The following is an 11,299-nucleotide window of genomic DNA, read 5'->3' as shown; positions in this document are numbered from 1 at the left end:
TCTCGGCGCCCTCCATGGCGGCTGCGATGTCCGTACCGGAGTACGCAACCGGGGCGAAGCCCTCCAGCCGTCCCTGGCTGTTGATGCCGCCCTTGACCCGAACTGCCTCAATGTTTTCGTGAGCGTGTGAGGCTCGGGAGTACAGCGAGACCCGGTGGCCATGCTGAGCCCAGTCGAAGGCGACAGCCATGCCTCCGTTGCCAGAACCAACAACGGTGACGTTCATGGTCGCTCCCCAATCCGTCCGGCGTCATGGCAGACGCCGCCTCCACCACCGGCCCCGTCGTACGAGGTTGAACACAAATGGCGGGGCCGCCGAGCCATCGTTGAGATCCTCGCACAGCGAATGGTGCTGAACCTCGACGTCGACGCGGCGGAGTGGCTTGGCCTCGATCCACCGACGCGGTTGGCGTCGGCACGGTGACGCCACGTCCGAACATGGGTCCACTCGGTGCTCGCGGCCGCTGCCAGCATCCTCAAGCTGCCGGCCGACGTTTCCAGCACTGAATCCTGGTTGTCAGCAGTAGTTACATGTAGCGCCCCCAATAGGCGCACTGTTCTGCCGCTGATCGGCGCGGACCCGCCCGCTCATCGGGACGGGAAACCGGTGCTATCCGCGACCGGCATAGCGCTACCGTGAGGCGGTGACCGAGTCGGTTCCGACGCTCGTCGAGCTGCCACGACCGCGGGCGCTCACCGAGGCCGAGCATGCGTTGATGGCCCGGCTGGTGACGTTCGCTGATGTCCCGAGCCTCAGCGAACAGGTCGCGACGGTGCGCGTCGTGTCCACCTGCGACTGCGGCTGCGCGTCGGTCGGACTGCGCACCGAGGGACCGCAGGTGCCCGCAACGGCTGTTGCGCAGCTCAGCGACACCGGGCGTGACGACTACTTCGCTGTGTCCGCGTCTGGCGGCGGCGATGTCAGCGTCGTGCTGCACGTCCTCAGCGGGCTCGTCGGAGAGCTGGAGATCTACGCGGGCGAGGGCGTACCGGTAGCCGCGCCACACGCCGACACTGTGATCAACATCTGGATCGGATGACGTCTGCATTACCGCCAGGGCCGCCGGGCATCGACGACGCGGACAGCGACACCCCTGCATGCAAGGTCACAGCGCGGCCCAATAGCACCAGCATGACATCCGGATCTGCCGCGACGCGCGAGGCGCGAGGCGCTGGACGGCGTGGCGCCGCGAGTTGCGTGGAGCGGGTGGACGTCGGGTCTGCATACTTGCTCCATGCCCAGCAGCACCCCGTTCGGAGCATGTACCACGCTGAGTGATGTGCTCTCAGTTCTGCGCCTGGCAGACCTTGTAGGTGCGCGGCTGTGGATCGACGGGGGCTGGGGAGTCGACGCGCTACTGGGCGGCCAGACCCGCGAGCACGGGGACCTCGACGTCGCGATCGAGGCCCGCCACCTAAGTTCTTTTCTCGCGGCGCTGTCGAGTCAAGGCTTCGTGGCAGTTGGGGAGGACGGCGCCACGTCGTGGAACTTCCTGATGCGGCACCGGGACGGCGCGGTAGTCGATCTGCACGTCATCGTTCTCGACACGGATGGCAACGGCTTACTTGGACCACCAGAAGCCGGTCACGCTTATCCAGCCGACTCATTGACTGGCCGCGGCGAACTCGGGGACCGGACCGTCGATTGCATCACCGCCGAATGGGCCGTCAAGTTCCGCGATGCCTACACGGGTGACCTCGGTGACCGCGCCGACGTTCTGGCGCTATGCCGCCGGTTCGGGCTACCAGTTCCTTGTCAGTACCACGGCTGATGCGGGTGCGCCGCCACACTCACATGCCGCTGACAAGAGGGCGCCGCAGGTCACGTACAGCTGAGGTAACCAGATCCGGCCTTCGTGGCGAGCGGGTCACCACCTTCTCGCGGAGCCGCCGATGTCTCCGGTAAGTCGCACGGCCTGGACGACGGCCACCAAAATTCTCCTCCATTGTCGGGTTCATGGACTTGGAGTTGGTCGCCAGCTTCCTGACACTGGTGGACGAGGGCCATTTCGGCCGAGCTGCGGCCCGGCACCACCTGACCTGTTCGGCGCTGACCAAAAGGATCCAGCGCCTGGAACGTGACCTCGGGATGCCCCTCATCGACCGCCCCGTGACCGACATGGTGACCCTGACCGTGGGTGGAAAACAGTTCGCGGCCGGCGCGGCGGACCTGCTGGCCCACGCCGAGATGGTCCGCGCGGCCGCCCGGGAGGCCGCCCGGACCGGGACCTTCGGCGGACGCCCGCTACGGCTCGGCTTTCCGGCCGGCACCGGCGAGGCGATGCGTCGGCACCTCGGCCTGCCGGGGATCGCCCAGCAGGTCCGCGCGAACTTTCCCGGCGTCTTGCTGCGCACCCTCGCGGTGCCGTTCTCCGCTCTCGCGAGCTGCCTGCCGGACCGGACGGTCGACGTGCTCTTCGCCAACGGCGTGGTTCGTCACCCAGGGGTGGAGTCGTTCCCCACCCCGCTGACCAGCGCCCGCGTCGTCGTTGTCGGCGAGCGCCACCCCTTGGCCGACGCCGCCGCGGTGCATGTGCGGGACTTCGTCGACTACCCGATCGGCTACAACCCGGCCGTCGCGGGCGAGTTCATGGGCGGACTGTGGCTCGACGATCTACGCCCACGCCGCGACGCCCGGCTGGTCGACATACCCGCAGACGATCAGGGGACCAACTTGCGCCTGCTCAAGGCCGGCGATGCCGCGATGGTCACCTACCCCGACATCGCCTACCCGCTCGGCCGCCGCCTGCGGCCGCCGCCTGCGGCTGGTCCGGCTTTCCGGCCCGGTGCCGCAAGCCGGTCGGGCTGATCGCTGAGAAGTGGCGATCACTCAAAGGCGCGAACGGGCCGCTGGGCTGCCCCCTAGGACCGGAACGGGCCGGCGCCGGCGGACGCGGCCGGGTCAACACCTTCGAGCACGGCGAAATTGTCTGGTCACCCGGACAAGGGGCGAACATGATGGTCGCGCTCTACCGGCGTAACGGTGACCTCGTCATCGACTGGGGGCGGACCATGCCCTTCAAGTACGACTTCTTCCAGGTCCGCTGGGATCTCAACGGCCGCAACGTGGGCCAGCGCGAGATCCGGGGCCGGGTCCAGGGCAGCACGGTCGTCAGCCATCCACAAGACGGCACCTACACCGCGGTGGTGCAGGGCTGCGACTCCCGGGTCCTGAGCTCGACACGCTGCCGGCAGAAGTGGACCGTGCCGGTCAGCATCCAGCTTCCCTTCCATCGGCCTACGGTCGACGCCAGCGACGCCCTTCTCGTGGTCAACCAGCACAGCAAGATGTGCGTCGACGTCGCCTACGGCAGTCGGAACCAGGGCGCCCGGATCCAGCAGTACCCCTGCCACGGCGGGCCCCCGGAGCGGTGGCGCTACGACTGGGTCACAACCGTGAACGAGACGGGTTACTTCCAGATCGTCAACCAGAAACAGCGGACTGTGCCTGAGCATCCGGGGCAACGCTCCGACCGTGGGCGCGCAGCCGACCCAAGCCCGGTGCAACGGCCGAGTCTCCCAGATGTGGGGCAACGTCCGGGCCGGGGTCAACATCTTCCGGCTGAAGCCGTACCTGGACTCGAGTCTCTGCCTGGACGACGAGGGCTTCAACACCACGCCCGGCGCCAGCATCCAGCTGTGGAAATGCAACGGGCTCGCAGTCCAAGGCTGGAACCTTAAACGCCGGCGACGGCACGACAGACGGCTCGGCCACGCCGGTCAGGGTGATCCAGGTGCGGCCGCGTCTGCCCTCGTAACCCCGCCGATGGTGCCGCCCTCTGACCGCCCGCTTCGGCTGCTCATGCCTGGGTATTCGGGAAATAGCCTACCGGCCACGTTCACATGCACGCTCATGCCGAGTTGAGGGTGCATGACGGTGTGCCCGGCACGCGTCGGGCTAGCCGAATCGACGCGCCGTCAGGCGAGGGCACGGTCGGCCGCGGTGGTGCGGGCGGCCCGCACGAAGGCCGCGACATGCCGTGACCGGCTGCCCTCCCGCCACGCCACGACCAGCGTCGCGGGCGGGGCGTCCCGCACCGCACGGTACGTCACGCCGCGGTAGGGCCCGTCCAGCGCCGACTCGCCGACCAGGGCCACCACCCGTCCCAGCGCGACGAGTTGCATGAGCTCGCCGGCGTCGCGCACCACCGGCCCGGGGCCGCGGTCGACTGCCTCCGGCCACTGCGGCATCGTCTCGCCGGCCAGATCCGCCAGACACACGCTGTCATAGGCCGCAAGCCGATGCCCGTCGGCCAGGGCGACCACCCGCCGCTCCACGCTGAGCGCCTCGCTGGCCAACCCCTGGAGGTCGTTCTGCGGATGGTGCAGCAGGCCCACGTCGGCTCGCCCGTTGCGCAGCATCGCTGCGCGTTCGCCCAGCGAGAACGCGAACTGAACCGGCAGCGCGTCCGGTTCCGACTCGTACGCGGCCAGGATCCGCGGCAGCAGACCCCCGTCGCCGCCGGGCTTCATCGCGAGCACCAGCGACCGCTGCGCTGCGCCGGCCCGACGCGTTCGGCGTACCGCCGTCGATATCGCGTCCAGCGCCACACGCGCCTCGCCGAGCAGCACCTCACCCGCCGCGGTGAGGTGGTTGCCGCGGCTCGTGCGCTCCAGCAGCGCGACACCCATGCGGTGTTCCAGCCGCCGGATCGCGCGCGACAGCGGCGGCTGCGCGATGCCGAGCCGGGCTGCGGCCCGGCCGAAGTGCAACTCCTCGGCGACTGCCACGAAGTACCGCAGCTCGCGGGTTTCGACGTCGTCCATACCGCAACGGTATCGACACCCACCCGATCGATCTTGGACGTCGGTCCGGCGCACTGCTCGGATAGGGGTATGTCGACAACGAGGATCGCCCTGGTGACCGGGGCCAACCGGGGTATCGGCGCGGCGATCGCGCAGGGGCTCGCCGAGCGGGGCATGACCGTGGTCGTCGGGGCGCGCGACGCCGCCTCCGGCGAGCAGGCAGCGCGACGTCTCGGCGGCCGTGCGGTGCCACTCGACGTGACCAATGACGGCTCGGTGCGCGACGCTGTCGCTCACGTGGAGCAGTGGTACGGGCAGGTCGACGTACTCGTCAACAATGCCGGCATTTCGGGCGGTAGCGCGGGTCAGCTCGCCGGCGAGGCGGACTTGGCGGTCATGCGTGCGGTGTTCGAGACCAACCTGTTCGGCGTGGTGCGGCTCACCGAGGCGTTCTTACCGCTGCTGCGCAAGGCGGTTGGCGCCCGCGTCATCAATGTCTCCAGCGGCACCGGGTCGCTGGCCTGGCAGTCCGACCCGGGCCATGCGTTCGCCTCGTCGCGGATCGCGCTCGCCTACCCGGCGTCGAAGGCTGCGCTGAACATGCTCACGGTGCTGTACGCCAAGGCTCTGGCCGCCGACGGGATCGCGGTCAACGCAGTGGCGCCTGGCGCATGTGCCACGGACTTCGCCGCCGCACTGGGTCTGTCGTTGGAGCGCACCGCTGAGCAGGGCGCCGCGATCGCCGTACACCTGGCAACCGTGCCGGACAGCCCGACCGGCGCGTTCTTACAGGACGACGGGCCGGTCCCGTGGTGAACCGAACACCCCACGCCGGCCGCGACGGGGCTCCGGCGTTCATCGTGATGCCACGATCGGACGCGCGGATCTGCCGCGGACAGCGTGCGTCCCCATGGCTCTCCGCGCCGTCGCGATGGGGCCGACGAGGTCGCCAATGGTTTGGCCTACGTCTGGCCGGTGGTGCCCATGGCCCAGCCCGACATGGGGGAGCAGATTGGGAGCAGCACCCAGTTCTGAACGGCTTTCAAAGGCGATCAAAGGGTCCTTTGTCGTGGTTCTGTTCTGCTCCCTGGCTGACCTCCACCAGGTTGCGCGCTGGTATCCATCGAACTTGGCACATCGATGGGGGGTTGCCGGCCCGCTCATGGAGTCGGTGCCGGCGCCTGTTGGTGAGCGCCGGTTGTGTGAGACGTCAATGGTTGTCGTGTAACGCCTCACGCTGTCGTCGCGGCTCGCTCTCGGCCCCATCGGCAACAGCGGCGTCAGTCTCAGCGGGGCAGCCCCGATCGGAGGCGTGGTCGACGATGTGGCGGAGCCAGTTCAGCAGGCAGGCGAAGTCGGCGTCCCGGACGGTTGCGCGATGGTGGGAGAACCGGCCGGCCGCCTCGCTGGCGGCAAAGCCGAGGATTGCGGTGCTGAGCAGTCGCTCCGTTCGTGGGATCTGGGCCGGTTCCTGGCCGGCCTCGCGCAGCGCGTTATACACCGAGCTTATGACGTAGACAAACGGAGGCCACGATGCACGTACTGCTCACAGACGGCTCCGGACTGACCGCGCGGCAGACCGCTACGCTGCTGTCGCGAGCCGGGCACCGGGTCGAGGCGCTCTCGCCGGACCCGTGGTGCCTGTGCCGCTTCACCTGCCACGTACATCGGATCCATCCGGTACCAGCCTATGGCGTGGACCCGTTCCACTGGCTCGACGCCGCCCTCGACCAGTACGCCCGCACCGATGCTGATGTGCTGCTGCCGACCCAGGAGCAGGTCGCTGTTCTTTCCTGCGCCGACGACCGGCTTGCAAGCGCCGGTGTCCGCACCGTCGTCCCGCCGTTCGAGGCGCTCACACGGGTCCAGGACAAGGTGTCGGCCTCCGCCACTCTGGACGACCTCAAGCTGCCCCAGCCGCCCTACCAGGTCATCCGCGACGAACAGGAATTTGCCGGCTGGGATGACTTCCCGGTGTTCATGAAGCTTCCAAGATGTCCGAGGCATCAAGTACGCGCAGCCCTGAGCCATGATGTGGGTGACCTCGCCCCGGCCGTAGGTGTGGCACAAACCTGCCGCGTGACGTATGGGCCTGCGGGCGCCGTCAGCGCGATCCGGACGTCCGCTCATGTGCTTCTCGAGGAGCCAAGGTGTGACGGTTCCGTGCAACGGCTGCCCTCGTCGTACGGGTTTCGTGCACGTCGAGGCCAAGACGCGGGATCGCCCTACGGTCGCATCACCGGTCGTCGAGCGAAGGTGGGCTTCGGGTGGAACTGCACCACAGCACCGCGCTACGAGTGCGCAACGTGCGGCTGATCGGGATCGCGGCAGCGGTCGACACCGAAGCGGTTCTCGAGGCTGGCGACGACGGCCGGATCACGTACGCCGGACCGGCCGGCGGGGCGTGATCCGCAGGTGCACCCCTCCGATCCCCCAAGAGGAGATGTTGATGGCAGAACTCGGCGCCGATGCCACCGCGGAAGCCCGGGCCGACCCGCCCGCTGACGACCTGCACACCGGGTGGACAAGACGCGTCGTCGGTTACGTCGCGATCCTGGTCATGGTGAACGTGATGGTCGACAGCGTGCTCGCCTCGCCGACCTTCGTGCTGCCGCAGCTGAGCGAGGCCTTCCACACCGACCAGTTCGCCTGGATCGGCTCCAGCGCGATGCTCGCCGGCGCGATGTGGGCGCCGCTGCTCGGCAAGAGCGCCGACATCAACGGCAAGCGAAAGATCCTGGTGATCACGCTGCTCGTGGCCGGCGCCGGTGGTCTGGTGTGCCTGGCCGCGCCGCACATCATCGTCTTCGTCATCGGGCGTGTCCTGCAGGGTGCGGCGGTCGCGGCCCTGTTCCTCACGGTCGCGCTCATCCGGGACATCTGCGCGCCGAAGTTCGCGATGGTGGTGACCGGTTTCGTCACGTCGGGCTCGGCCGTCTTCGGCATCGTCACGCCGTTCATTCTGGAGCCGGCGCTGGACGCGTTCGGCTGGCGGGTCGTGTTCGTGATCTCGGCGAGCTTCGCCGGACTGGCCACGCTGCTCGTACGGCTCGTGCTGCCGGAGAGCCGCAACCGGACGCCTGGAAAGGTCGACGTCCGGGGTGCTCTGGTGCTGGGCGGCGGCCTCGCGGGCGTCCTGGTCTACATCAGCCTGGGCCAGGTCTTCGGATGGCTGAACCCGTTCCCGATCCTGGTGCTGGTCGCGGGGATCGCCGCGCTGCTCTTCTGGTATCTGGTGCTCACCCGCCGGCCGGAGCCGGTCATCGACATCCGTGGCATCTCGGTCGCCCTGGGGCTGGGCCTGCTCGTGGTCGTGATGGGCACCGGCGCCTACCAGAGCATGCTCCAGCTGTTCAGCCTCCTGATCGAGGTCTCGCCCGAAGACGGCCTCGGGTACGGGATCGCCGGCCCCGCCGCCCTCGGCCTGATGTTCGGCGTCCCGTCGATCGGAATCATGCTCGGCGGCATCCTGGCCGGGGCGGTCGCGACCAGGGTCGGGCCGGCGCGCACCCTCGCGGCCGGCGTGCTGGCCGGCGTGACCGCGACGGTGATCATGTTGCTGATCGGGGCGGGGAACCTCCCGTTGGCGGTGGTGTCGTCGTTCCTGCTGAGCCTGACCGCCGGCTCGCTGGTCACGTCCGGCTTCAACCTGGCGTCCATCCTCGCGCCCCGGGAACGGCAGGGCACGGTCTCCAGCATGGTCATGGTCATGGTGGCCATCGGCTCGGTCACGATGAACTTCATCGGTTCCGCCGTCCTCGGGGCCACCCGGACCGTCCACGAGGGGGAGTCCGTCAATTCGTCGTTCGGTGTGCACAGCTACATCGCGGTTGCCGGCGTGGTGTTCGTCCTCGCCGCCATACCGACGGCTTTCCTGGTACGCCGGATGCGCGGGTACGTGGTCACCGGCGTACCCGTCAGCCACATCTAGGTCATCGCCGCGGGGAACAGCATCTGAGCACCTTGAGAGGAGACCGCACATGACATACGCGGAAGCCGTCGCGGACGGCATCTGGGCGGCGGACGTGGCACGGGTCGGATACATCCCCTCCGTGACCGTGGCACCGGTCGTCAACGCCCTGGTGGCCGCCGACGGTGGCGTGGACGGCGTTTCGCCGCGGGTCACCCCGCTGTCGCGGGAGGAGGAGGCGGTAGGCGTGCTCGGCGCCGTGGCCCTCACCGGCGCATTGGGCGCGGTGGTCATGCAGGACAACGGCTTCGGCAACGCGCTGACCGCGCTGACCACCTTCCCGCTCGCGTACCACCTGCCGTTGCTGATCTTCGCGAACACCCGGGGCGGGCTCGGCGAGTACAACTCGATGATCCACTCGATCAGCCAGCCGATGCCGGCGATCCTGCGCGCGACCGGACTGCCGGTCATCGAACTGGACCGGCGCAGCAGCGCCGGCGACTGGCGCGAGACGGTCCGGGAGGCCGGCGTGCACGCCGTCATGACGTACCGGCCCGTGGTGGTCCTCGGGTCGTTCTGGAACACCGACGGGAAGGTCGCCTGATGAAGCGGATCGAGGCGCTCACCGCGCTCGCGGACCTCACCGGCCGGCATCCCGTCGTCGTGACCTGCGCGGCAACCAGCCGCGAGCTGGCCTCGGTGCGCGACAGCGACAACCACTTCTACCTGCTCGACGCGATGGGCCTGACCGGATCGGTGGCCACCGGACTGGCGCTGAGCCTGAACCCGGCCGCGCCGAAGGTGATCGGCATCGAGGGCGACGGCTCACTGCTGATGAACCCGAACGTGCTGCCCACGGGCGGCTACCTCGCCCCCGCCAACCTGCTGCTCGTTCTGCTGGACAACGGGGTCTACGGGTCGACGGGCGCGCTGCCGACCTACTCGTCCCGGGTCGACCTCGAGCGGCTGGCCGCGGCCGCCGGGTGGGCGACCCGCTCGGTGGACACCGTCGACGGGCTACGAACCGCCTTCGCCGACCTGCTCGCCGTCCGCGAACCGGCCTTCCTGTACGCCCGCATCGAGCCGGGTAACGCGACAGGCATCCCGAAGCTGCTGGTCGACCCGGTCACCATCCGGGACCGGTTCATCCGCTGGCTGCGGGAGGACGCGGCGTGACCCGGGTGGGCGCCGGCGTCGTCACGGTCAACCCGGCGACCGGCGAGGAGCTGGACTTCTATCCGTATGCCACCGCCGGGAGCGTCGACCGGGTGCTGGCCGCCGCGGCGGCCTGCGGCTGGGGCCGGTCGAGCCCAGGGGAGCGGGTCGCCGCCATCGGCCGGCTCGGCGATCTCCTGACGGCCCGGCGCGAGCGGCTCGCCCGGCTCATCACTCTGGAGATGGGCAAGCCGATCCGGCAGGCGCGCGCCGAGATCGACAAGTGTGTCGGCGCGTGCCGCTACTACGCCGCGCAGCTGCCCGGCATGCTGCGGCCGGAGACCTTCGACCTCGACGGCGACACCGCGGTGGTGCGCGTCCTGCCGCTCGGCGTCGTCTTCTGCATCCTCCCGTGGAACTATCCGTGGTGGCAGGTCATCCGGGCGATGCTGCCCGCCGTCGCCGCGGGCAACGCGGTGGTGCTCAAGCACGCGGAGTCGGTCACCGGCAGCGCGATGCAGGTGGAAGAGATCTTTCAGGACGCGTACGGTGCCGGCGTCCTGCAGACCGTCGTGGTCGACAGCGCGACCGCCTCGGACATCATCGCGGATCACCGGATCGCCGCCGTCACCTTCACCGGCAGCGACCGGGTGGGGGCGCTCGTGGCCGCCCGTGCCGGCGCCGCCCTGAAGAAGTGCGTCCTCGAGCTCGGCGGATCCGATCCGTTCATCGTCCTCGCCGACGCCGACATCCCGGCCGCGGCCGCTGCCGCCGTACGGTCCCGGTTCCTCAACAACGGGCAGAGCTGTATCGCGGCGAAGCGGATCCTCGTCCACCGGTCGGTCCGCGACGAGTTCGTCGACGCGATCGTGCCGCATGTCAAAGCGTTGACCGTCAGCGATCCGGCCGACGAGAGCTGCGACATCGGCCCGCTCGCCCGCCTTGACCTTCGCGACTCGTTGCGCGAGCAGCGCCGTCAGGCCGTGGCGGCCGGCGGCCGGGTGATCGCGCAGGCGCCCGCGCCGGAGGACGGGCCGGGAGCGTGGTTCGCGCCATCGATCGTCGAAGTGGAAGGGCGCGACTCGGTTCTGTTCTCGGACGAGACATTCGGCCCGCTCGGCGCGCTCACCACCGGCGCGCACGACGACGAACTCGTTGCGCTCGCCAACTCCTCCCGGTACGGGCTCAGCAGCAGCGTCTGGAGCGGTGACAGCGAACACGCCGCGGCGCTCGGCGCGCGGATTCAGGCCGGCGCCGTCTTCGTCAACACGATCTCCGCCACCGACCCGCGGCTGCCGGCCGGCGGGGTCAAGGCCAGCGGCTACGGTCGCGAGCTCGGCCGGTGGGGCGTGCACGAACTGGCCAATGTTCAGGCATCGCGGATCCGGAAGGCGGTTGGCGGGCGATGACCGCTCCGGACGCCCGGCCCGCCGAACGTCTGTCCGGCATCACCCCCTCCCGCATCCGGACGGTCTACGACCGGGCGGC

General features: G+C 69.4%; 13 protein-coding genes and 1 pseudogene. 11 read left to right on the top strand and 3 right to left on the bottom strand.

Translation table 11 applies throughout. The annotated features are described in order from the left end of the window. On the bottom strand, nucleotides 1–226 hold a 226-nt coding region (locus AB0O15_RS45020), incomplete at its 3' end, for a hypothetical protein (protein ID WP_364333332.1). A gap of 418 nt (nucleotides 227–644) precedes the next feature. Between AB0O15_RS45020 and AB0O15_RS45015 the strand changes: the two genes are divergently transcribed. From AB0O15_RS45015 to AB0O15_RS44995, 5 genes and pseudogenes are all read left to right on the top strand, one after another. Then, nucleotides 645–1,040, top strand: coding sequence for a hypothetical protein (locus tag AB0O15_RS45015; protein WP_364333329.1), 396 nt, complete (start codon nucleotides 645–647; stop codon nucleotides 1,038–1,040). Nucleotides 1,041–1,235: 195 nt separating this feature from the next. Then, nucleotides 1,236–1,772 carry a hypothetical protein gene (locus AB0O15_RS45010; protein ID WP_364333326.1) on the top strand — a complete coding sequence of 179 codons (537 nt, stop codon included), beginning with the start codon at nucleotides 1,236–1,238 and terminating at the stop codon, nucleotides 1,770–1,772. Nucleotides 1,773–1,957: 185 nt separating this feature from the next. Continuing rightward, nucleotides 1,958–2,809, top strand: a complete 852-nt coding sequence (locus tag AB0O15_RS45005; protein WP_364333323.1) for a LysR family transcriptional regulator — start codon at nucleotides 1,958–1,960, stop codon at nucleotides 2,807–2,809. Beyond that, nucleotides 2,806–3,447, top strand: a pseudogene (locus tag AB0O15_RS45000) (RICIN domain-containing protein); the annotation flags it as partial. The gene AB0O15_RS45005 and the pseudogene AB0O15_RS45000, both read left to right, overlap by 4 nt. A 28-nt stretch (nucleotides 3,448–3,475) precedes the next feature. After that, the gene (locus AB0O15_RS44995) at nucleotides 3,476–3,865 is read left to right on the top strand and encodes a hypothetical protein (protein WP_364333320.1); all 390 of its coding nucleotides are present in this window, start codon (nucleotides 3,476–3,478) and stop codon (nucleotides 3,863–3,865) included. A 53-nt stretch (nucleotides 3,866–3,918) separates the two neighbouring features. Here AB0O15_RS44995 and AB0O15_RS44990 read toward each other — a convergent pair whose 3' ends face one another. Then, a complete protein-coding gene (locus tag AB0O15_RS44990; protein ID WP_364333317.1) occupies nucleotides 3,919–4,767 on the bottom strand; it encodes a LysR family transcriptional regulator in 849 nt (282 codons plus the stop codon). Between the two features lie 93 nt (nucleotides 4,768–4,860). Between AB0O15_RS44990 and AB0O15_RS44985 the strand changes: the two genes are divergently transcribed. Further along, nucleotides 4,861–5,562, top strand: a complete 702-nt coding sequence (locus AB0O15_RS44985) for an SDR family NAD(P)-dependent oxidoreductase (RefSeq protein WP_364333314.1) — start codon at nucleotides 4,861–4,863, stop codon at nucleotides 5,560–5,562. A gap of 394 nt (nucleotides 5,563–5,956) precedes the next feature. Here the strand turns inward: AB0O15_RS44985 and AB0O15_RS44980 are convergent, their stop codons facing one another. Next, nucleotides 5,957–6,247: a hypothetical protein gene (locus AB0O15_RS44980; RefSeq protein WP_364333311.1), complete on the bottom strand. Its 291-nt coding sequence runs from the start codon at nucleotides 6,245–6,247 to the stop codon at nucleotides 5,957–5,959. A gap of 32 nt (nucleotides 6,248–6,279) precedes the next feature. Here AB0O15_RS44980 and AB0O15_RS44975 point away from each other — a divergent pair, with 32 nt between their 5' ends. From AB0O15_RS44975 to AB0O15_RS44955, 5 genes are all read left to right on the top strand, one after another. Then, nucleotides 6,280–7,062, top strand: a complete 783-nt coding sequence (locus AB0O15_RS44975) for a hypothetical protein (RefSeq protein ID WP_364333308.1) — start codon at nucleotides 6,280–6,282, stop codon at nucleotides 7,060–7,062. A 133-nt stretch (nucleotides 7,063–7,195) separates the two neighbouring features. Then, on the top strand, nucleotides 7,196–8,677 hold the full coding sequence (locus AB0O15_RS44970) for an MFS transporter (protein ID WP_364333305.1): 1,482 nt from the start codon (nucleotides 7,196–7,198) through the stop codon (nucleotides 8,675–8,677). 49 nt (nucleotides 8,678–8,726) lie between these two features. Further along, nucleotides 8,727–9,260 carry a hypothetical protein gene (locus tag AB0O15_RS44965; protein WP_364333302.1) on the top strand — a complete coding sequence of 178 codons (534 nt, stop codon included), beginning with the start codon at nucleotides 8,727–8,729 and terminating at the stop codon, nucleotides 9,258–9,260. Then, on the top strand, nucleotides 9,260–9,832 hold the full coding sequence (locus tag AB0O15_RS44960) for a thiamine pyrophosphate-dependent enzyme (protein WP_364333299.1): 573 nt from the start codon (nucleotides 9,260–9,262) through the stop codon (nucleotides 9,830–9,832). The genes AB0O15_RS44965 and AB0O15_RS44960 overlap by 1 nt, the downstream gene beginning before the upstream one ends. Continuing rightward, nucleotides 9,829–11,220 carry an aldehyde dehydrogenase family protein gene (locus AB0O15_RS44955; protein WP_364333297.1) on the top strand — a complete coding sequence of 464 codons (1,392 nt, stop codon included), beginning with the start codon at nucleotides 9,829–9,831 and terminating at the stop codon, nucleotides 11,218–11,220. The genes AB0O15_RS44960 and AB0O15_RS44955 overlap by 4 nt, the downstream gene beginning before the upstream one ends. Nucleotides 11,221–11,299: the final 79 nt, after the last annotated feature.

It is taken from the genome of Actinoplanes sp. NPDC089786, from assembly GCF_040684855.1.
Classification (GTDB): domain Bacteria; phylum Actinomycetota; class Actinomycetes; order Mycobacteriales; family Micromonosporaceae; genus Actinoplanes.
This window is presented reverse-complemented; position numbering and strand designations above follow the sequence as displayed.